Origin of the sequence: Cupriavidus sp. 2KB_3 (assembly GCF_052115685.1) — a bacterium.
Lineage (GTDB): Bacteria > Pseudomonadota > Gammaproteobacteria > Burkholderiales > Burkholderiaceae > Cupriavidus > Cupriavidus campinensis.
This window is the reverse complement of the sequence record NZ_JBFRHD010000022.1, coordinates 20,749-42,155: the sequence shown is the minus strand read 5'-3', so window position 1 is coordinate 42,155 and position 21,407 is coordinate 20,749. Positions and strand designations below refer to the sequence as shown.

At 67.5% G+C, this 21,407-nt stretch carries 19 protein-coding genes; 1 reads left to right on the top strand and 18 read right to left on the bottom strand.

Annotated elements, in window-relative coordinates; all coding sequences use genetic code 11:
• Positions 1-61: 61 nt before the first annotated feature.
• Positions 62-571 carry a DciA family protein gene (locus AB4120_RS22070; protein WP_149137361.1) on the top strand — a complete coding sequence of 170 codons (510 nt, stop codon included), beginning with the start codon at positions 62-64 and terminating at the stop codon, positions 569-571.
• Between the two features lie 68 nt (positions 572-639).
• Here AB4120_RS22070 and lpxC read toward each other — a convergent pair whose 3' ends face one another.
• From lpxC to coq7, 18 genes are all read right to left on the bottom strand, one after another.
• Positions 640-1,557, bottom strand: a complete 918-nt coding sequence (lpxC, locus tag AB4120_RS22065) for a UDP-3-O-acyl-N-acetylglucosamine deacetylase (protein ID WP_441642828.1) — start codon at positions 1,555-1,557, stop codon at positions 640-642.
• Between the two features lie 169 nt (positions 1,558-1,726).
• Positions 1,727-2,233 carry a peroxiredoxin gene (locus tag AB4120_RS22060; protein WP_441642827.1) on the bottom strand — a complete coding sequence of 169 codons (507 nt, stop codon included), beginning with the start codon at positions 2,231-2,233 and terminating at the stop codon, positions 1,727-1,729.
• Between the two features lie 362 nt (positions 2,234-2,595).
• On the bottom strand, positions 2,596-3,786 hold the full coding sequence (ftsZ, locus tag AB4120_RS22055; RefSeq protein ID WP_092298568.1) for a cell division protein FtsZ: 1,191 nt from the start codon (positions 3,784-3,786) through the stop codon (positions 2,596-2,598).
• A 191-nt stretch (positions 3,787-3,977) separates the two neighbouring features.
• The gene (gene ftsA / locus AB4120_RS22050) at positions 3,978-5,210 is read right to left on the bottom strand and encodes a cell division protein FtsA (RefSeq protein WP_092298565.1); all 1,233 of its coding nucleotides are present in this window, start codon (positions 5,208-5,210) and stop codon (positions 3,978-3,980) included.
• A complete protein-coding gene (locus AB4120_RS22045; RefSeq protein WP_149137359.1) occupies positions 5,207-6,106 on the bottom strand; it encodes a cell division protein FtsQ/DivIB in 900 nt (299 codons plus the stop codon). The genes ftsA and AB4120_RS22045 overlap by 4 nt, the downstream gene beginning before the upstream one ends.
• A gap of 41 nt (positions 6,107-6,147) precedes the next feature.
• A complete protein-coding gene (locus tag AB4120_RS22040) occupies positions 6,148-7,128 on the bottom strand; it encodes a D-alanine--D-alanine ligase (RefSeq protein ID WP_149137358.1) in 981 nt (326 codons plus the stop codon).
• Positions 7,125-8,558, bottom strand: a complete 1,434-nt coding sequence (gene murC, locus AB4120_RS22035; RefSeq protein WP_149137357.1) for a UDP-N-acetylmuramate--L-alanine ligase — start codon at positions 8,556-8,558, stop codon at positions 7,125-7,127. The genes AB4120_RS22040 and murC overlap by 4 nt, the downstream gene beginning before the upstream one ends.
• Positions 8,559-8,571: 13 nt before the next feature.
• On the bottom strand, positions 8,572-9,642 hold the full coding sequence (gene murG, locus AB4120_RS22030; protein ID WP_149137356.1) for an undecaprenyldiphospho-muramoylpentapeptide beta-N-acetylglucosaminyltransferase: 1,071 nt from the start codon (positions 9,640-9,642) through the stop codon (positions 8,572-8,574).
• A complete protein-coding gene (gene ftsW, locus AB4120_RS22025) occupies positions 9,639-10,880 on the bottom strand; it encodes a putative lipid II flippase FtsW (protein WP_149137355.1) in 1,242 nt (413 codons plus the stop codon). The genes murG and ftsW overlap by 4 nt, the downstream gene beginning before the upstream one ends.
• Positions 10,877-12,388 (bottom strand): UDP-N-acetylmuramoyl-L-alanine--D-glutamate ligase, encoded by a 1,512-nt coding sequence (gene murD / locus AB4120_RS22020; protein ID WP_149137354.1) that lies wholly within the window; start codon positions 12,386-12,388, stop codon positions 10,877-10,879. Before murD ends, ftsW begins: the two co-directional genes overlap by 4 nt.
• A gap of 39 nt (positions 12,389-12,427) precedes the next feature.
• Positions 12,428-13,597, bottom strand: coding sequence for a phospho-N-acetylmuramoyl-pentapeptide-transferase (gene mraY, locus AB4120_RS22015; RefSeq protein ID WP_092298544.1), 1,170 nt, complete (start codon positions 13,595-13,597; stop codon positions 12,428-12,430).
• A gap of 13 nt (positions 13,598-13,610) precedes the next feature.
• Positions 13,611-15,011 carry a UDP-N-acetylmuramoyl-tripeptide--D-alanyl-D-alanine ligase gene (locus tag AB4120_RS22010; RefSeq protein ID WP_441642826.1) on the bottom strand — a complete coding sequence of 467 codons (1,401 nt, stop codon included), beginning with the start codon at positions 15,009-15,011 and terminating at the stop codon, positions 13,611-13,613.
• Positions 15,008-16,555: a UDP-N-acetylmuramoyl-L-alanyl-D-glutamate--2,6-diaminopimelate ligase gene (locus AB4120_RS22005; RefSeq protein WP_149137654.1), complete on the bottom strand. Its 1,548-nt coding sequence runs from the start codon at positions 16,553-16,555 to the stop codon at positions 15,008-15,010. Before AB4120_RS22005 ends, AB4120_RS22010 begins: the two co-directional genes overlap by 4 nt.
• Positions 16,552-18,369 (bottom strand): peptidoglycan D,D-transpeptidase FtsI family protein, encoded by a 1,818-nt coding sequence (locus AB4120_RS22000; RefSeq protein ID WP_149137352.1) that lies wholly within the window; start codon positions 18,367-18,369, stop codon positions 16,552-16,554. Before AB4120_RS22000 ends, AB4120_RS22005 begins: the two co-directional genes overlap by 4 nt.
• Positions 18,366-18,698, bottom strand: a complete 333-nt coding sequence (gene ftsL, locus AB4120_RS21995) for a cell division protein FtsL (protein WP_149137351.1) — start codon at positions 18,696-18,698, stop codon at positions 18,366-18,368. The genes AB4120_RS22000 and ftsL overlap by 4 nt, the downstream gene beginning before the upstream one ends.
• The gene (rsmH, locus tag AB4120_RS21990; RefSeq protein ID WP_441642825.1) at positions 18,695-19,675 is read right to left on the bottom strand and encodes a 16S rRNA (cytosine(1402)-N(4))-methyltransferase RsmH; all 981 of its coding nucleotides are present in this window, start codon (positions 19,673-19,675) and stop codon (positions 18,695-18,697) included. Before rsmH ends, ftsL begins: the two co-directional genes overlap by 4 nt.
• A 7-nt stretch (positions 19,676-19,682) precedes the next feature.
• Complete coding sequence (gene mraZ, locus AB4120_RS21985) at positions 19,683-20,111, bottom strand: division/cell wall cluster transcriptional repressor MraZ (protein WP_144201239.1); 429 nt, start codon at positions 20,109-20,111, stop codon at positions 19,683-19,685.
• Between the two features lie 446 nt (positions 20,112-20,557).
• Positions 20,558-21,181: a 2-polyprenyl-3-methyl-6-methoxy-1,4-benzoquinone monooxygenase gene (coq7, locus tag AB4120_RS21980; protein ID WP_149137350.1), complete on the bottom strand. Its 624-nt coding sequence runs from the start codon at positions 21,179-21,181 to the stop codon at positions 20,558-20,560.
• Positions 21,182-21,407 lie beyond the last annotated feature (226 nt).

The following is a 21,407-nucleotide window of genomic DNA, read 5'->3' as shown; positions in this document are numbered from 1 at the left end:
CGCGCATGCGGGCGTGGCATCCCGGCTCTCGGTGGCCAGGATTGCGCGCTAGAATGCGCGCATGCGCATGTTCACTCACCACGCTCTCCAGACGCCGGTTGCCAAGCCACTCAACGATTGGCTGACCAAATCCGGGCCGGTTTCGGCGCTGATGCAGACGGCGCGCGAACTGGCGTCACTGGAAGCGGAAGTCCTGTCGCTCCTGCCACGTGGCCTGCAGGACGGGATCGCCGTGGCCGGTGTCAAACATGACAACCGGGGCCCGCAGCCGGAAGCGACATTGCTGTTGCTGGCCGCGCATGGCGCGGCGGCCGCGCGGGTGCGGCAAGTGGTGCCGACCCTGCTTACCCGGCTGCAACAGCGGGGCTCGCAGGTTACCGCAATCCGGGTACGGGTACAACCTGAGGTCGGGCGCGGGGATTGGGACACTGGCCCGGTCACGCGGCAGCCGCGCACGGCCAACCTGCCGCCGTTGGGACTGACCAGCATGGATCAACTGGCGCAAAGCCTGGAATCCTCGCCGCTGAAGGAAGCGGTGGAGGCGCTGCTGGCGCGGCATCGCAACCGCTGACGCCGCCGTACTAAATAGAAACGGCCTCCCAAGGGAGGCCGTTGTCGTTTGCGCCGGTGGGCGGATGCTCAGGCAAACGCCGGCTGCACCTGCGGCAGGAAGGCGGTGGGCGCTTCCTCCAGCTTGTCGAAGGTCACGATTTCGTACGCTTCCTGGTCCGCCAGCAGCGCGCGCAGCAGCTGGTTGTTCAAGCCGTGGCCGGACTTGTTGGCCACGTAGGCGCCGATCAGCGGATGGCCGACCACGTACAGGTCGCCAATCGCATCGAGGATCTTGTGGCGCACGAACTCGTCGCCGTAGCGCAGTTCCTCGTTGTTCAGCATGCGGTGCTCGTCCAGCACGATGGCGTTGTCCAGGCTGCCGCCACGAGCCAGGCCCATCTCGCGCAGCGCTTCCACCTCGTGGGCGAAACCGAAGGTACGGGCCCGGGCGATCTCGCGCACGTAGCTCGTGTCTGCGAAATCGATCGAGAACACCTGGCCGGTCTTGTCGACGGCCGGATGACGGAAGTCGATCGTGAACGAGAGCTTGAAGCCGAAATACGGCTCCAGGCGGGCCAGCTTGTCGCCGTCACGCACTTCCACGGCGCGCTTCACGCGGATGAAACGCTTGGCCGCCGACTGCTCCTCGATCCCCGCCGACTGCAGCAGGAACACGAACGACGCTGCGCTGCCGTCCATGATCGGGATTTCCTCGGCATCCACGTCCACGTAGAGATTGTCGATACCCAGGCCAGCGCAGGCCGACATCAGGTGTTCCACGGTCGAGACGCGCGCGCCGTTTTTCTGGAGCACGGACGCCAGACGCGTGTCGCCAATGGCGCTGGCGGCCACGGGGATCTCCACCGGTTCCGGCAGATCGACACGGGTGAACACGATACCTGCGTCGACGGGGGCCGGTCGCAGGGTCAGCGTCACTTTGCGACCCGAGTGCAAACCGATGCCAACCGTCTTCACCAGGGATTTGATGGTGCGCTGTTTGAGCATGACAGCCTCAATCTCTTAGGTGGCCCACATTATAAAAAGCTATTGGGCGCAAATTTTAATAACGCGATACTACCACCGCTTGGTGTATTGCGCTGCACCACTTTGTGTCGGGGTGTTAACCGGTGTTACCAAAGTCGACCGAACATCACTCCGACTGGGCCAATCCGTGTCAGGCGCGCAACGCCTCAAGAACGGCTTCGGCGCTGCTGACCTTGAATTCGCCGGGGGCTTCCACGAACAGGTGGGTGACCACGCCGTCATCCAGCACCATCGCGTAGCGCTTGGCGCGCACGCCCAGGCCGCGCTGGCTCAGGTCCTGGTCCAGCCCGAGCGCGCGAGCCCATTGTGCAGCGCCGTCGGCCATCATGCGGACTTTGCCACCGGTCTGCTGCTCACGGCCCCAGGCGCCCATCACAAAGGCGTCATTGACCGCGTGGCACCAGATCTCGTCCACACCGGCTGCCTGGAACTGGTCGGCCAGTTGCACGAAACCGGGCACGTGCTTGGCGGAGCATGTTGGCGTGAAGGCGCCGGGCAGGCCGAACACGACGATGCGGCGGCCCTTGACCAACTCGGCCACCGGGAAGGCATTGGGACCGAGCGCGCAACTGCCGGTCTCGGCTTCGAAGAATTCGTACAGGGTGGCGTCGGGGACGCGCTGGCCAACACTGATCATGGGGGCGATTTCCTAAAGACCGAACAGACGAAAGTCGGGGCTGGTAAAAACCCTGACTGCAATCATAGGCCACAAAAAACGACTACGCGGCGCACCGGTTCGGCACGCCGCGCGGACGACGAGGCATCCCGCCGCGGGAAGGCGGGTAACAGTCCGGGGAGGCGGCCGATGGCACGCCTGTCCCGGCAACGGGATGCGGGCGGAGACAGTGCCGACGCGGGCGCGGCGCAGCCGGGCGCGCTGACGGGTTACGTCAGTCCTGGCGAATGCCGAGCGGATAGGGAGCGCTCAGGCTTCGCGGATCAGACCACGTGCAACCCGCCAGGCGCACGGCCGCAGCCGCCGCCCTGCCGGTAGCCAACTCAGTCCGCCTGCTTGCGCAGGAAGGCCGGGATGTCGTACGTGTCCACACCCTTTTCCTGCAGCGCCGCCACGTGAGCCGATGCCGACTCACGCGAGCTGCGCCACACGGCTGGCGTATCCAGGCCGCTGTAGTCCGGCGAGGCATGCGCCGGGGCAGCGGTCATGCCGCCCATCATCTGCATCGGGATGTTGTCCGTGCCGGTCTTCAGCAGCGTCATCGGCTGCTGCTTCTTGGCCGAACGGCCCAGGCCCGTTGCCACCACGGTCACGCGCAGCGCGTCGCCCATCGAGTCGTCGTACACCGTGCCGAAAATCACCGTGGCATCTTCCGCGGCGTAGCTGCGGATGGTGTTCATGACTTCCTTGGTTTCCGACAGCTTCAGCGAGCGGCTGGCCGTGATGTTGACCAGCACGCCACGCGCGCCGGACAGGTCCACGCCTTCCAGCAGCGGGCTGGCGACGGCCTGCTCGGCAGCCAGGCGGGCGCGGTCCACGCCGGACACGGTAGCCGTGCCCATCATGGCCTTGCCCTGCTCGCCCATCACCGTCTTCACGTCTTCGAAGTCGACGTTCACAAGGCCGTCAACGTTGATGATCTCGGCAATGCCGGCCACCGCGTTGTGCAGCACGTCGTCGGCGCACTGGAAGCACTTGTCCATCTCGGCGTCGTCGCCCATCACCTCGAACAGCTTCTCGTTGAGCACCACGATCAGCGAGTCCACCGACGATTCCAGCTCGCCCGAGCCATGTTCGGCCACCTTGGCGCGACGTGCGCCTTCGAAGTCGAACGGCTTGCTGACCACGCCCACGGTCAGGATGCCCATTTCCTTGGCCACCTGCGCCACGATCGGGGCGGCGCCGGTACCGGTGCCGCCGCCCATGCCGGCAGTGATGAAGACCATGTGCGCACCGCGCAGGGAATCGGCGATCTGCTCGCGTGCCTGTTCGGCGCAGTTGCGACCCACCTCCGGCTTGGCGCCGGCGCCCAGACCCGTGTTACCGAGTTGCAGCACGCGCGATGCCGTGGAGCGCTTGAGCGCCTGGGCATCGGTGTTCATGCAGATAAATTCCACGCCCTGCACGCCACGGCTGATCATGTGCTGCACGGCGTTGCCGCCCGCACCACCCACGCCCACCACCTTGATGATGGTGCCGTCCTGCATCTCCGATTCGATCATGTCAAAGTCCATCACTGCCTCCGTGAAAAATCAGTCCCCAAACGCTGCAGCCTCCCCGCCGCAACCCTTGGTTTCTGAACAAGAAACCAAAATAGAAGAAGAAACCTGCTCAACGTGCCATCGTGCGATTCGCTGACCGCGACGCATGGCTGACTCGTAAAACGCCTGAAAAAATCCCTAAAACAACCTGACCACATCCGGCGTCAGAAGTTGCCGACAAACCATTCCTTCATGCGCGTCCACACCTGCTTCACCGAACCGCTCTGCACGGCCACCTTGCGGCCACGCATGCGCTGCACCCGGCCTTCCAGCAGCAGGCCCATCACGGTGGAATAGCGCGGGCTCTTCACCACCTCGTGCAGATTGCCGCGATACTCGGGCACGCCCACGCGCACCGGCTTCAGGAAGATGTCCTCGCCCAGTTCCACCATGCCCGGCATCATCGCCGTGCCACCGGTGATCACCACGCCGGACGACAGCAGTTCCTCGTAGCCGGACTCGCGCACCACCTGGTGCACCAGCGAATACAGTTCCTCGATGCGCGGCTCGATCACGGCCGCCAGCGCCTGGCGGCTCAGCGTGCGCGTGCCACGGTCACCCACGCCCGGCACCTCGATCATGTCGTCCGGGTCGGCAATCGCCTGCTTGGCAATGCCGTACTGGATCTTGATGTCCTCGGCGTCCGGCGTCGGCGTACGCAGGGCCATCGCAATATCGTTGGTAATCTGGTCTCCGGCGATCGGGATCACGGCCGTATGCCGGATCGCGCCCTCGCTGAAGATGGCGATATCCGTGGTGCCGCCGCCAATGTCGACCAGCACCACGCCCAGTTCCTTCTCATCCTCCGTCAGCACGGCCAGGCTAGACGCCAGCGGCTGCAGGATCAGGTCATGCACTTCCAGCCCGCAGCGGCGCACGCACTTGACGATGTTCTGCGCCGCGCTGACCGCGCCGGTGACGATATGGACCTTGACCTCCAGGCGGATGCCGCTCATGCCGATGGGCTCGCGCACGTCCTCCTGGCCGTCGATGATGAATTCCTGCGTGAGGATGTGCAGGATCTGCTGGTCGGTCGGGATGTTGACCGCCTTGGCGGTCTCGATCACCCGGGCCACGTCCGTCTGCGTGACCTCCTTGTCCTTGATGGCCACCATCCCGCTCGAGTTGAAGCTGCGGATATGGCTGCCGGCAATGCCGGTGAAGACCTCGGCGATCTTGCAGTCGGCCATCAGCTCGGCCTCCTCCAGCGCCCGCTGGATCGACTGCACGGTGGCCTCGATATTGACCACGACCCCCTTCTTCAGACCCTTGGACTCGGACTGGCCCATCCCGATCACTTCGTAGCTGCCGTCGGGGCGCAGTTCCGCGACCACCGCCGCCACCTTCGAGGTGCCGATGTCGAGACCGACCAGTAAGTCCTTGTATTCCTTGCTCATCGGGTTTTCTCCGCGTTCTTGCTCTTGAGTCGCGTCGGATTGTTATTGGGATTGCCTGCCGGCACCGTTGCCGGGGCCGGTCCTGCGGAGGCCTTGGCCGCTGCCTTGGCTGCCGCGGCAGCCTGGGCGTCGGTCAGGAACCTGACGTTGGCCGCGCGGATCGCGAAGCCGTTGGGATAGCGCAGGTCGGCGTACTCCACCTGCTTGCCCACCTGCTCGGTCACCTGCGGCCAGGCGGCCACGAAGCGCTTGACCCGCGCCTCCATGGCTGCCCGATCCTCATCGGTCTGCTCGCGGCCCAGCTCGATCACCATGCCGTTCGACAGCCGCGTGCGCCACGCATAGCGCGACGACAACGCCACCGACAGCGGCTCGGCCTTCAGCGGCTTGAACCATTGCCGCATGACTTCCAGCTTCTCGACCACATCAGCCTCACTGTCCGGCGGCCCGTCGAGCGCCAGCAGCTGGGCATCTTCCTCGGCCTCGGCGGTATTGGCCACGAACACCTCGCCATAGGTATTGAGGAGCCGGCCGCTGTCCGGGCTGCCCCAGGTACCCAGCGCCTCGTGCTCCTCCACCTCCACCGCCAGCCCGTTCGGCCATTCGCGGCGCACGCTCGCGTGCCGCACCCACGGCACCGACTCGAACGCCTGACGCGCCGCGTTCAGGTCCAACGTAAAGAAATTGCCAGACAGCTTGCCCAGCGCGTTGGCGCGCACGCTCGGCCCGTTCACGTGGCGCAGCGCCTGTCCGTCCATGGCGTGCAGTTCCACATGGGTGATGGCGAACACCGGCCGTTGGGCCAGCCACAGCAGGCCCGCCCCGAGCGCCATCAGCGCCACCAGTGCGTAGAGCACGGAGGCGATCAGGTTGAGGAGGCGCGCGTTATGCCACATGGGTCGGGTTCAGGAGCTGTGCTTGCGTCGAATTACGGTTATCAGGGCTTCCAGTGCTCGTTCGGATGCAGGTCCAGCGTGGCCTGCGCCACCACCTGGATCACGAAGTCCTCATAGCTGATGCCCACCGCGCGCGCCGCCATCGGCACCAGCGAGTGGCCGGTCATGCCGGGGGACGTATTCATTTCCAGCAGGTAAGGCTTGCCGTCGCGGGTCAGCATCACGTCGGCGCGGGCCCAGCCACGGCAGCCGAGCACTCGGAACGCTTCCACGGCCAGGGCGCGCACCTCGTTCTCGAGCGCCTCAGGCAAGGTCGAGGGGCACAGATATTGGGTAACGTCAGTAAAGTACTTATTTTGATAGTCGTAGTTCGACTCGGGCGCGACAATCTTGATGACCGGCAGCGCCTCGGCGGTCGCGCCCTCGCCCACGATGGGGCAAGTCAGCTCCGCGCCGTCGATAAAACTCTCGGCCAGCACGTCGTCATCCAGCACCGCCGCGCGCTCGAAGGCCTCGCGCATCTGGGCGGCGTCCGTGACCTTGGTCAGACCGATCGACGACCCTTCCCGGGCCGGCTTGACGATCAGCGGCAGGCCGAGATCCGCCACCACGGCGTTGAAATCGGTATCGGGGCGCAGCACCGCGAAGCGCGGCGTGGGCAGGCCGTGGGACATCCAGAGCCGCTTGGTGGCGGGCTTGTCCATGGCCAGCGCGGACGCCAGCACGCCACTGCCGGTGTACGGAATGCCCAGCATCTCGAGCATGCCCTGAATCGTGCCGTCCTCGCCGTAGCGGCCATGCAGCGCGATGAAGACGCGGTCGAAGCCGGCTGCGGCCAGTTCGGCCACCGGTTGCAGGGCCGGGTCGAACGGGTGGGCATCCACGCCGCGCGCGCGCAGCGCCGCCAGCACGCCGTTGCCGGACATCAGCGACACCTCGCGTTCGGCCGAACGGCCGCCCAGCAGCACGCCGACCTTGCCCAGCGATTTCGGGTCGATATTGGGATGGGCGACGAAGCTCATGCCTGGCCTCCTGCCGGATTTGCCTGGGTTGTCTGTTGCGATACAAGCTGGCCGGGCACCGCGCCGATCGTGCCGGCGCCCATGGTCACGACCACGTCGCCGGGCCGGACGGCGGTGAGGATGGCCTGCGGCATGTCCTCGATCTGCTCGACGAAGACCGGCTCCACCTTGTTGGCCACGCGCAGCGCGCGGGTCATCGCCCGGCCGTCGGCGGCCACGATGGGCGCCTCGCCGGCGGCGTAGACCTCAGCCAGCAGCAGCGCGTCCACGGTGCCAAGCACCTTCACGAAATCTTCAAAACAGTCGCGCGTCCGCGTGAAGCGGTGGGGCTGGAAGGCCAGCACCAGGCGGCGGCCCGGGAAGGCACCGCGCGCGGCGGCCAGCGTGGCGGCCATTTCCACCGGGTGATGGCCGTAGTCGTCCACCAGCGTGAAGGTGCCCTGGCCGTCGGCCGTGGAGACCTCGCCGTAGCGCTGGAAGCGGCGGCCCACGCCGTGGAACTCGCGCAGCGCCTTGACGATGGCGGCGTCCGGCACCTCCAGCTCGGTGGCAATGGCGATAGCGGCCAGCGCGTTCTGCACGTTATGCAGGCCGGGCAGGTTCAGCACCACGTCGAGCGGCGGCTCGGCATGGCCGTTCAGCTGGCGATGGACGGTGAAATGCATCTGGCCGTCCACCGGGCGCGCGTTGACCGCGCGGATCTGGGCGTCCTCGGCAAAGCCGTAGCGCACCACCGGCTTCGAGACGAACGGCAGGATCTCGCGCACATTCGGGTCATCGACGCACAGCACCGCAATGCCGTAGAACGGCAGCCGCTGGGTGAACTCCACGAACGCCTGCTTGAGCCGGGCGAAATCATGCCCGTAGGTGTCCATGTGGTCCGCGTCGATGTTGGTAATGACTTCCATCACCGGGAACAGGTTCAGGAACGAGGCGTCCGACTCGTCCGCCTCGGCCACGATGAAATCGCCCGTGCCCAGCCGCGCGTTGGCGCCGGCCGAGTTCAGCCGCCCGCCGATCACGAAGGTCGGGTCGAGCCCGCCCTCGGCCAGTACCGACGCCACCAGGCTCGTGGTAGTGGTCTTGCCGTGCGTGCCGGCAATGGCGATGCCCTGCTTCAGGCGCATCAGTTCGGCCAGCATGATCGCGCGCGGCACCACGGGGATGCGGCGCGCCCGGGCGGCCAGCACCTCGGGGTTGTCATTGGTGACCGCCGTGGAGACCACGACGGCGTTGGCACCTTCCACATGGCCGGCGTCGTGGCCATGGAAGACGCGCGCGCCCAGCGTGGCCAGCCGCCGCGTGGCGGCGTTGCTGCCCACGTCCGAGCCCGAGACCTTGTAGCCCAGGTTCAGCAGGACCTCGGCGATGCCGCTCATGCCGGCCCCGCCAATGCCTACGAAGTGGATGTTCTTGACGATGTGCTTCATTGATTCATATATGTCAGTGGCCCGCCATCTCGCGGCAAATCTCGGCGACACGCCGGGTTGCCTCAGGTTTGGCCAGGCCGCGCGCCAGGCGCGCCATGTCTTTCAGTTGTGACCGCGACAGGCTGGCCAGCGTCTGCGCCAGCCCCTCCGCGGTCAATGCGTTCTGTTGCACCAGCAACGCGGCGCCCTGCTTCGACAGGAACTTCGCGTTGGTGGTCTGGTGGTCGTCCACCGCGTGCGGAAACGGCACGAACAGGGCCGCCACACCGGCGGCCGCCACTTCGGAAACCGTCATCGCGCCTGCGCGGCAGATGACCAGGTCGGCGTCGGCATAGGCCGCCGCCATGTCGTCGATGAACGGCACGGTGTCACCCGCCACGCCGGCTGCGGCGTAGTTGGCGCGCAGCGTGTCGATCTGCTTGGCACCGGCCTGATGCCGCACCACCGGGCGCTGGCCTTCGGGCAGCAGCGCGATGGCCTTCGGCACCACGTCATTCAGCGCCGCCGCACCCAGGCTGCCGCCCACCACCAGCACGCGCAGCGGGCCGGTGCGATGGTCGTAGCGCGCCTCGGGCGCCGGCAGGCTCGCCAGTTCCTCGCGCACCGGGTTGCCGGTCCATTCGCTGTTCGGCAGCGCGTCCGGGAAGGCGCACAGCACGCGGTCGGCCACCTTGGCCAGCACCTTGTTGGTCAGGCCAGCAATCGAGTTCTGCTCGTGCAGCACCAGCGGGCGGCCCAGCAGCGACGCCATCATCCCGGCCGGGAAGGTGATGTATCCGCCCATGCCCAGCACCACGTCCGGGCGTACCCGGCGCAGCGCGCCAATGCTCTGCCAGAAGGCGCGCAGCAGGTTCAGCGGCAGCAGCAGCTTGGTGACCAGCCCCTTGCCGCGCAGCCCGCCGAACTGGATGAATTCCATCGGGATGTCGTGCTTCGGCACCAGCGTGGCTTCCATGCCGGTCCGGTTGCCGAGCCAGACCACGCGCCAGCCGGCATCGCGCAGCGCGTGCGCGACCGCCAGCCCCGGGAACACGTGGCCCCCGGTGCCGCCAGCCATCACGAGCAGCGTGCGCGGAGCGCTCATACCTTCCCTCCACGCATCAACACTCGATTTTCGTAGTCAATCCGCAGCACAATCGCCAGCCCGATGCAGTTCATCAGGATGCCCGAGCCGCCATAGCTGACCAGCGGCAGCGTCAGCCCCTTGGTCGGCAGCAGGCCCAGGTTCACGCCCATGTTGATGAAGGTCTGCCAGCCAATCCACACGCCGATGCCCTTGGCGACCAGCCCGGCGAAGGTGCGGTCGAGCTGGAGCGCCGTGCGGCCGATGTCGAAGGCGCGGCGCACGAGCCAGTAGAACAGCACGATCATCACCAGCACGCCGACGAAGCCGAATTCCTCGCCGATCACGGCCAGGATGAAGTCGGTGTGCGCTTCGGGCAGGTAGTGCAGCTTCTCGATGCTGCCGCCCAGGCCCACGCCGGTCCACTCGCCCCGGCCGAACGCGATCAGCGAGTGCGTGAGCTGGTACGCCTTGCCCAGCGCGTTGCTCTCTTCCCACGGGCTCAGGTAGGCAAAAATCCGCTCGCGGCGCCATGGCGAGGCCGTGATCAGCAGCGCGAACGCGCCGATGGCCACGCCGACCAGCCCGGCGAACAGCTTGCCGTTGATGCCGCCGAGGAACAGGATGCCCATCGCCACGGCCGCGATCACCAGGAACGCGCCCATGTCCGGCTCGAGCAGCAGCAGCATGCCCACCAGGACCACGGCCACGCCCATCGGCAGGAAGCCCTTGGACACGGTCTGCATCCATTCCTGCTTGCGCACGGTGTAGTTGGCCGCGTACAGCACCACGGCCAGCTTCATCAGTTCCGACGGCTGGAAGTTCATCACGCCGAGCGGAATCCAGCGCCGCGCGCCGTTCACGCCCTTGCCGACGAACGGCACCAGCACGATCACCAGCAGCAGCAGCGCCACGATGAACAGCTTGGGCGCGTATTTATCCCAGACCTTGACCGGAATCTGGAAGGCCACCAGCCCCGCCGACAGCCCGATGAACAGCGCGAACGCGTGGCGCACCAGGAAGTGGCTCTCGCGGTAGTTGGCGTAGCGCGGCGAGTCAGGCAGCGCGATGGATGCCGAATAGACCATCACCAGGCCGAGCGTCAGCAGCACGATGGCCACCCAGAGCAGCGGCTGGTCGTACTCCATCATCCGGGAGCGCGTGGGCTTGACGCCGGACACGGCGTCGCGCAGCCCGCCCCAGGCGTTGCCGATGGTGGCGCCGATGAAACCGCTGCGCTTGACCTGCGTATCGCTCATGGCAGGATCCCCCGGGACAGGGCCAGTTCTTCCACCGCGCCACGGAACACTTCGGCGCGGTGGACGTAGTTGCGGAACATGTCGAGGCTGGCGCACGCGGGCGAGAGCAGCACCACGTCGCCGGTCTCGGCCAGATGGCACGATTTCTCGACCGCTTCCTCGAGCGTGGCGGCGTCCACCAGCTGCGTGCCGGTGTCAGCCAGCGCGGCGCGCAGCTCGGCGGCGTCCTTGCCGATCAGCACCACGGCACGCGCGTACTGCGCCACCGGCGCCGCCAGCGGCGAGAAGTCCTGACCCTTGCCTTCGCCGCCGGCGATCAGGACCACGCGCTTGTCCAGCCCGGACAGCGCGGCCACCGTGGCGCCCACGTTGGTGCCCTTGCTGTCGTCGAAATACTCGACCTCGTCGATCGTCGCCACCCATTCCACGCGGTGCGGCTCGCCGCGATACTCGCGCAGGCCGTGCAGCAGCGCGTTCATCGGCAGGTCGATGGCGCGGCACAGGGCCAGCGCCGCCATGGCATTGGTGGCGTTGTGCATGCCGCGGATGTGCAGCGCGTCGGCCGGCATCAGGCGCTTGTGGCGCACCGGCACGGCTTCCTCGGCGACCTGCGCGCCCTTGCGGCGGCGCGGCTTCGGCTCGGCATCCGCCTCGGTGTCCGGCTCGGCCAGCACCAGCCAGGGCATGCCGCCTTCGCGCAGCACGCCATAGCTGCCGGCCGTCTCGGGCAGATCGGTGCCAAAGGTGATGAGCGGCGCACCCTCGCGCACCATCGCCATCGTCGCAGCGTCATTGCGGTTCAGCACCTGCACGCACGCCTTGTCGGCCGGCCCGAAGATGCGCGCCTTGGCGGCAGCGTAGGCTTGCATGCTGCCGTGCCAGTCGAGGTGGTCCTGCGTGACATTGAGCACGGTGGCCGCGTGCGGCGCCAGCGTGTGGGTGGTTTCCAGCTGGAAGCTCGACAGTTCGAGCACCCAGACGTCCGGCAGCGTGGCGCTGGCGATGCAGGCCGACAGCTTGTCCAGCGCGGACGGGCTGATATTGCCGGCCACGGCCACGGTCTTGCCGGCACGCTCGACCAGCCGCCCGGTCAGCGCCGTGGTGGTGGTCTTGCCGTTCGTCCCGGTGATGGCCAGCACGCGCGGCGCGTAGCCGGACGTGCTTTCCAGATAGCCAAGCGCCTGGGCGAACAGTTCGATCTCGCCCCAGACCGGGATGCCGCGCGCGGCGGCAGCGTCGAGCACGGCCTTCGTGCCCGCTTCCAGCGGCGACAGGCCCGGACTGATCGCCACCAGGCCGATGCCGTCGAGCAAGGACTCGGAAAATGGCCCGCCCACGAACTCGGCCGTGGTCAGTTCCGCCTGCAGGAAGGCGAGATTGGCGGGCGCCTCGCGGGTGTCGGCCACGCGCACGCGGCAGCCGTTCAGGCCGCACCAGCGTGACATGGCCAGCCCCGACTCGCCGAGGCCCAGTACCAGCACATGAGGTTTCTGCAACACGCCAAACACTTCGATTTCCCGCCTTTACTAATTAGAGAGTGGATCCGGTCAACGCAGCTTCAGCGTCGACAGCCCGATCAGCACCAGCAGCATCGTGATGATCCAGAACCGCACGGTGACCTGCGTTTCCTTCCAGCCGCTCAGCTCGAAATGGTGGTGCAGCGGCGCCATGCGGAACAGCCGCCGGCCCTCGCCGTAGCGGCGCTTGGTGAACTTGAACCAGGTCACCTGGAGCATCACCGACACCGTTTCCACCACGAAGATGCCGCCCATCACGAACAGCACGATTTCCTGCCGCACGATCACGGCGATGGTGCCGAGCGCGCCGCCCAGCGCCAGCGCGCCCACGTCGCCCATGAACACCTTGGCCGGATGCGCGTTGAACCAGAGGAACGCCAGCCCCGCCCCGGCCATCGCCGAGCAGAAGATCAGCAGCTCGCCCGCGCCCGGGATGTGCGGGAACAGCAGGTACTTGCTGTAGACCGTGTTACCCATCACATAGGCAAACACGCCCAGGCCGCCGCCTACCAGCACCACCGGCATGATCACCAGGCCGTCCAGGCCATCGGTCAGGTTCACGGCGTTGCTCGAGCCGACGATCACGAGGTAGGTCAGCACGATGAAGCCCATCACGCCCAGCGGGTAGCTGACTTCTTTGAAGAAGGGCACGATCAGGTTGGTCTTGTACGGCACGTCGGCCCACATGCCGCCCTCGATCCAGCTCAGGAACAGGCTCCATACGCGCACGTTGCTGGCCTCGGATACCGAGAACGCCAGGTAGACCGCCGCCACCAGCCCGATCAGCGTCTGCCAGAAGAACTTCTCGCGGCTCGACATGCCACGCGGATCGCGATACACCACCTTGCGGTAGTCATCCACCCAGCCGATGGCGCCGTAGCCCACCGTCACCAGCAGCACTACCCAGATGAAGCGGTTGCCCCAGTCGCACCAGAGCAGCGTGGAAATGCCGATGGAGAGCAGCACCAGCACCCCGCCCATGGTCGGCGTGCCCGACTTCACGAGGTGGGTCTGCGGGCCGATCGTGCGCACGGCCTGGCCGATCTTCAGTTCGGTCAGGCGACGGATCACCCACGGCCCGAAGCCGAGGCCGATCACCAGCGCGGTGAGGTTGGCCGCCACCGCGCGGAAGGTCAGGTAGTTGACGACCCGCAGGAAGCTGTAATCGTTTTGCAGCCACTGGGCCAGAGCCAATAACATCGTGTGTCTTCAGTTAGTGAGCGGAAAGTGTTGCGACCAGCGCATCGACCATCCGTTCCATGCGCATGAAGCGCGATCCCTTCACCAGCACGGCCGATGCCCCGGCTACCGTGCCCTCCTTGTCTTCGCGCAGCGCCTGCGCCAGGTCTTCCGCCTTGTCGAACTGGCGGCCCGCCGGCCCGTAGGCCTGCACCGCGTGCGGCGCCAGCTGGCCCGTGGCCCAGAGCGCCTCGATGCCGCGCGTACGTGCGTAGTCGCCAATCTCGGCGTGGAAGGCCGGGCCCTGGTTGCCGACCTCGCCCATGTCGCCCAGCACCAGCAGGCGCGGCGCGGCAAACCCGGCCAGCACGTCGATGGCGGCGCGCATGGAATCCGGGTTGGCGTTGTAGGTATCGTCGATCAGGACCGTGCCGGCCGCCGTGTGCTTGACCTGCAAGCGCCCCTTCACGGCCGTGAAGCCGACGATGCCGGCCTGGATGGCGGCCACGTCCACGCCCGCCGCCAGCGCGCAGGCCGTGGCGGCCAGCGCGTTGCGCACGTTGTGGGCGCCCAGCAGTTGCAGGCGCAGGTCGAAAGTCTGGCCGGGCGCGGTCACATGGAGCACCTGCACGCCGTCATCGAGCGACACCGTGGCGCGCACGTCGGCCGACGGATCGGTCCCGAAAGCCATCACCCGCCGTCCGGCCGCTGCCTGGCGCCAGATCTGTGCATGCGCGCCGCCGCTCTCGGCATCCACCGGGAACACCGCCACGCCATCGGCCGGCAGCGCGGCCAGCGCGCTGGCGTGCTCGTGCGCCACCGCCTCCACGCTGACCATGAATTCCTGGTGCTCGCGCTGGGCGTTGGTGATCACGGCCACGGTCGGCTGGGCGATGCCGGCCAGGTAGACCGTCTCGCCCGGATGGTTCATGCCGAGTTCCAGCACCGCCAGCTTGTGGTGCGCGCGCAGGCGCAGCACCGTCAGCGGCAGGCCGATATCGTTGTTCAGGTTGCCCCCCGTGGCCAGCCGGTCCGACTCGCCCACGGCGGCGGCGAAGATCGCCGCGATCATTTCCTTGACCGTGGTCTTGCCGTTGCTGCCGGTCACGGCCACGGTGGGCAGCGTGAACTGGCGGCGCCAGCCTGCGCCGAGTTCGCCCAGGCCGATGCGCGTGTCCGGGACGACGATGGCCGGCACATCGAGGCCGGTCTCGCGGCTCACCAGCACGGCGGTCGCACCGCGCGCGATCACATCGGCCAGGAAATCATGGGCGTCGAAGCGTTCGCCCTGGAGCGCGACAAACAGGTCGCCGGGCTCGACGGTACGGCTGTCGGTGTGTACGCGCGTGAACGTGCGCGAGGCATCACCCACCACACGGGCGCCGGCCATCCAGCCGGCGGCTTGCTGCAAATTGGTCATCGTGGTCTGGTTCATGCCGACACCCCCCGGGTGCCCAGCGTCAGGCGCACGTGCTCGCGGTCGGAGAATGGGCGCTTCTTGCCCTGGATCTCCTGCGTGGCCTCGTGGCCCTTGCCGGCCACCAGCACCACGTCGGCCGTGGCCGCGTGCTTGATGGCATAGAGGATGGCGGCGGCGCGATCCTCGACCAGCCGGGCGCGGGCACGGTCCTGCATGCCGTCGGCGATGGCCTCGAGGATGTCGCGCGGATCTTCGCTGCGCGGGTTGTCGCTGGTCAGGATGATGTCGTCGGCAAGGCGCTCGGCCACGCCGCCCATCAGCGGGCGCTTGGTGGCGTCGCGGTCGCCACCGCAGCCGAACACGCACCAGAGCCGGCCCTGACGGGCCTCGGCCACCGGGCGCAGCGCGGCCAGCGTCTGCGCGAGCGCGTCTGGCGTGTGGGCATAGTCAACCACGGCCAGCGGGGCATCCTGCCCGCCGAACAGTTCCATGCGGCCGTCCACCGGCGTCAGGGTGCGCAGCGCGGCGAGCGCAGCATCCCACGCCACGCCCTGCGCCAGCGCGGCGCCGAGCACGGCCAGCAGGTTGCTGACGTTGAATTTGCCGATCATCGGCGTGGTGACGTCGGCGCTGCCGAAGCTCCCGTCGACGTGGAAGGCGGTGCCGGTGGCCGTGGCGCGCACCCCGGAGGCGCGCAGCCACTGGCCGCGGGCGGCGGAGGCACCGGCGGCGCCGTCGATCCCATATTCGATCACCTGCGGCGCGGTCACGGCGGCGGCGTTGCCGGCCAGCAGACGGCGGCCCATGGCGTCATCGCGGTTGATCACGGCGGCGCGCAGGCCATCCCACTGGAACAGGCGCGCCTTGGCCGCCTCGTACTCGGCCATCGTGCCGTGGTAGTCCAGGTGGTCCTGCGTCAGGTTGGTCAGCACGGCCACGGCAAACCCGGTGCCGGCCACGCGGCCCTGTTCCAGGCCGTGCGACGACACTTCCATGGCGATGGCGCGCGCGCCGGCATCGTGGAGGTCGGCCAGGCTGGCCTGAAGCTGGACGGCGTCCGGCGTGGTGAAGCCGGTGGCCTGCAGGGCATCGGGGAAGCCGGTGCCGAGCGTACCGATGGTGGCGCAGCGCGTGCCGGTGGCCTGGAGCAGGCGAGCCAGCCATTGCGCGCACGAGGTCTTGCCGTTGGTCCCGGTGATGCCGGTCACGGTCAGGCCGCGCGCGGGCACGCCATGCCAGCCGGCGGCAATCGGGCCGGCCAGTTCGTGCAACTGGGAAATCGCCAGGTGCGGCACGGTATCGCCATGCGTCCAAGCGTAGTCATCGGCTTCATGGACGATGGCCGAGGCGCCAGCGGCGATGGCCTTGTCGATATGCGGCCGGCCGTCCGTGGCCAGCCGGTCGTTGCCGAGCACGTAGGCGAAGAACACATCGCCGGGCTGCAGGCGGCGCGTATCGCCGGTGAGCCGGGCCGCAGCGGGTGCGTGCGTACGCAGCCAGGCCAGCGCGTTGCTGGCCTGGGCGGAGACTTCGAGGGGGAGCAGCGGCTTGGCCGTCATGGCGTCGCGGCCCATGGTTCGCTCTCCTGCACCTTGTCCGTCACCATTAGCTGGCGGATCGGCGAATCGGGCTGCACGTTCAGCGCTCGCAGCGCCCCGCCGGTGATCGCCGCGAAGACCGGGCCGGCCACTGCGCCGCCGTAGTGGCTGCCGACGGTCGGCTCGTCCACGCTGACCGCCACGATCACGCGCGGGTTGGACATCGGCGCCAGGCCGATGAACGATGCCCGGTACTTGCTGCGGTCGTAGCCGCGTCCCACGTGTTTGTACGCCGTACCGGTCTTGCCGCCCACGCGGTAGCCCATCACCTGGGCCTCTGGCGCGGTGCCGCCCGGCGCGGTCACGGTTTCCAGCATGCCGCGCACATCGCGCGCCACCTGTGGCTTGAGGATGCGCTCGCCGGTGGCCGGGCCGTTGGTCTTGAAGATCGACACCGGAATCAGCTCGCCGTCATGGGCGAAGATCGTGTAGGCGTGCGCCACCTGGAACAGCGACACCGACAGGCCATAGCCGTACGACATCGTCGCCTGTTCGATCGGGCGCCAGCTCTTCCAGGGCCGCACGCGGCCGGCCACGGCGCCTGGGAAGCCGATCTTCGGCGCCTGCCCCAGGCCAACGCTGGTATACATATCCCACATTTCCTGCGGCTTCATCAGCATCGCGATCTTGGTCGTGCCGATGTTGCTCGACTTCTGGATCACGCCGGACACCGTCAGCGCGCCGTAGTTGTGGGTGTCGCTGATCGTGGCGCCCTCGAACTGGTACTTGCCCGTGGTGGCCACCACCGTGGACGGCGTGACGCGGCCCAGTTGCAGCGCCAGCCCGATCGAGATCGGCTTCATCATCGAGCCGGGCTCGAAGGTATCGGTCAGCACCCGGTTGCGCAGCTGCTCGCCGGAGAGGCGCGTACGGTCGTTCGGGTTGTAGGTGGGCCAGTTGGCCAGCGCCAGCACCTCGCCGGTCTGGGCGTCTAGCACCACCGCGCTGGCCGCCTTGGCCTTACTGCGCTCGGCCACGGCCTTGACCTCGTTGTAGGCCAGGTACTGGATCTTGGCGTCGATGGACAGCTGCATGTCCTCGCCGTCGCGCGGGGTCTTGAGGATGCCGACGTCTTCCACCACCCGGCCGAGCCGGTCCTTGATGACCTGGCGTGCGCCCGAGCGGCCGGCCAGCACGCCTTCGCGCGCCAGTTCCACGCCTTCCTGGCCCTTGTCCTCGACGTTGGTGAAGCCGACGATGTGCGCCATCGCCTCGCCTTCCGGGTAGAACCGCTTGTATTCGCGCGTCTGGTGCACGCCCTCGATCTTGAGCGCGGCGATCTTGTCGGCGGCGTCAGGCAGCACCTGCCGCTTCAGGTAGACGAAGCTCTTGTCTTCGGAGAGCTTGGCCTTGAGTTCCTTCTCGGACATTTCCAGCAGCTTCGCCAGTTGGCGGATGCGCTGCGGCTCGATGTCGCTCGACACGTCCTCGGGCACGGCCCAGATCGCTTTGACTGGCAGGCTGGTGGCCAGCACCAGCCCGTTGCGGTCCAGGATCTTGCCGCGCGTGGCAGGCAGCTCGAGCGTGCGCTGGAAGCGCTTCTTGCCCTCGGCCTCATAGAACTGGTTGCCGGGGCCCTGGATCCACAGCGCGCGGGCGGCCAGCGCCAGGAACGCGGCGAACATCAGGAACACCACCAGCTTGGAGCGCCACATCGGCAGGCGCAGTCCCAGCACCGGGCTGGCGGAGAACTGGCCGGTGCGCGGGCGCGCGGCGCCCCCAGCTGCCTGGCGGCCAGTGCGGGCGCGGTTCAGCGAGGGGCGGGCCATGCTCATTTGGCGGCTCCCCCGGCGGCGGGTCTTTCGGCCGGCTTTTCCGCATCAGGCGGCGTGTTGGGCAGCACCACGCCCTGCAGGTACTGGGTACGGCCGGCCAGCGCCGGCGCCATCTTGAGCTGGGTGCGCGCGGCATCGGCAATGCGCGCGCTCTTGCCGAGCGCGCTCTGCTGGTACTGCAGGCGCGACCAGTCGATATCGAGCTGCTTCTCCTCGGACTGCGCGCGCTCCAGCGCCACGAACAGCGTGCGCGCCTGGTGCTGCGCGCTGACCAGGGACAGCGCGCAGAGCAGGAGGGCGGCAAGGAGGAAGAAGGTCAGGCGATTCATGCCGGGCGGGCCTCCGGCAGCTTTTCGGCCACGCGCATCACGGCGGAGCGGGCGCGCGGGTTGTCGGCCACCTCATCGGCGCCGGGCTTGAAGCGGCCCAGCAGCTTGAGCGTGGGCTGCGGCAGGTCGGCGGCGCGCAGGGGCGCGCGGCGCAGCGCGGGGTCAGCGTCCTGCTGCGGGCGCGCGTGCGCCTGCATGAACCGCTTGACGATGCGGTCCTCCAGCGAATGGAAACTGATCACCACGAGGCGGCCCCCCACCTGCAACAGCTCGTAAGCCGCCTTCAGCCCGGCCTCGAGGTCCGCAAGCTCTTGATTGATGTGAATCCGTAGAGCTTGAAAGGTGCGGGTCGCAGGGTCCTGACCCTTCTCGCGTGTTTTGACGGCTTTCGCCACGAGCGCGGCAAGGTCTGAAGTAGTGACGAGTGCTCCGCCATCGCCGGGTTCGCTCCGGCGAGCAACAATCGCCTTTGCAATCTGTACAGCAAACCGTTCTTCCCCATAGTCTCGTATCACCCTGGCAATGTCTTGCTCGTCCGCCTGTGCAAGCCACTCGGCGGCAGTCATGCCGCGCGTGGTGTCCATGCGCATGTCCAGCGGGCCCTCGAAACGAAAGGAAAACCCCCTCGCCGCCTCGTCGATCTGGGGCGAGCTGATTCCCAGGTCGAGCAGCACGCCCGCCAGCGGACCACGGCCGGCCAGCCGCCCGGCCATGTCGCCAAAGCTTGCGTGCTCAATGGAGAAGCGGGCATCCCCGATGGTGCCCGCTTCTGCGATTGCTGCCGGATCCTTGTCGAATGCGACGAGGGTGCCGGCTGGCCCCAACCGGGCCAGGATCGCCCGGCTGTGCCCGCCCCTGCCGAACGTGCCGTCCACGTAGGCGCCGTCGGGCCGCCAGACGAGCGCCTCGACGGCCTCGTCCAGCAACACGGTGCGATGGCGCAGGGTGGTGGACCCCGGCGTTCCGGTAGGGCTCATGACCTCTTCAGAAAGAGAAATTCTTCAATGCGTCCGGCATGCCTTGTGCCATCGCCTGCTGTTCCTTGGCGGCGTAGGTGGCGGCGTCCCAGACTTCGAAATGGCTGCCCATACCGAGCAGCATGACTTCCTTGTCGAGCATGGCGGCACTGCGCAGCTCCGGTGCAATCAGCACACGGCCCGCGCCATCCATTTCCACGTCGGCGGCGTTGCCCAGGAAGATCCGCTTCCACCAGTGCGCATCCATCGGCAGTGCCGCGATACGGCTACGGAAGGTCTCCCACTCGGGGCGGGGAAAGAGCAACAGGCATCCATCCGGGTGCTTGGTCAGCGTCACCCGGCCTTCGGCCTGCTGTTGCAGCGCTTCGCGGTGCCTGGCCGGAATCGACATCCGACCCTTGGCATCGAGCGACAGCGCAGATGCTCCCTGAAACAAGCTATGCCCCCCGATTGCCGCCGGCTTACGCGCCGTGCGGCAGGTCGAACCATCCTGTCCGGTCTGTTCGAATCATCGCAGACGCGGGCCGCTTTATCACACAAAAATACACTTCCTCACACTATTTCCCACTTTAGAGGAAGCGGTATAGCGGGTCAAGGCTCGCCATCGGGCGAAAAACGGGGTTTTTTGAATCAGAACAAAGACTTAGCGCGTTGACTTCACGCACCACGAAAGGGAATCCTTAATGAAATGAAGATCTTAGGGAGCAAAGCAGAGAAACCACCTGAGAACTGCCGAGGGAGGGACTGCCGACAACGCTGGGCGAATTCCGTTCCGCGTTGTCGCGAAGGATACAACGTTTTGCCGCGAGCCCCGATTGCACAAGGGCTCACGGGACTTTTCCACAGGCCGGGCGGGCAGCCGGTCAGGTCGGCCGCCGGAATTCAGATGCGATAGGCGGTGGTGGTCATCACGCGCGAGGCGGCACGCATCAGCGCACGCACCGGGGCGGGCAGCGGCAGGCCGCCGGCATCGCGCGCGGCATCGCCGTGGCGGATTTCGTCGTCGCGCATCTGTTCGAGAATGGCGCGGCTGCGGCCATCGGCGGTCGGCAGTTGGTCGAGGTGGCCGGTCAGGTGATGCTCGACCTGTCGCTCGGTCTCGGCGACGAAGCCCAGGCTCACGCGGTCACCGGCGCGGCCGGCCAGAAAGCCGATGGCGAACGCGCCGGCGTACCAGACCGGGTTCAGCAGGCTCGGGCGCGAGCCAAGTTCACGCAGGCGCTCGGCACACCAGGCGAGGTGGTCTTCCTCCTCGCGCGCGGCGGCATCCATCTGCGCCCTTACCGGCGCGGTGCGCGCCGTGATCTTCTGCGCCTGGTACAGGGCCTGCGCGCAGACCTCGCCGACATGGTTGATACGCATCAGCCCGGCCACATGCCGGCGCGCATCCGCGCTCAGTTCGTCCGTGTCCGGCGCGAGGCGGTCAGCCGGGTTCGGCCGGCCGGCCCGGGTCGCGCCCGCGATGGCGCGCAGCGCCACGTCGAATTCTTGGATCAGCGTATCCATGTCTGCGATGTCTATCGATTCGGTCAATCAGTGATGCGTCAAGCTTCAAGCACCCGTTTGAGCCACATTCCAAGCCGCCGATCCGATCCCCCACCAACGGGGGAGGCCGGGGCCGGCCGCGCCTCGGGATTTCCCCGCATTGTACCCGGCGCCTGTCCGCACGCCCCCGGCGGCAAGCCGCGAGCAGCCCGCAACGCTACGCCTGGACTGGATTTCCGTACCCAGA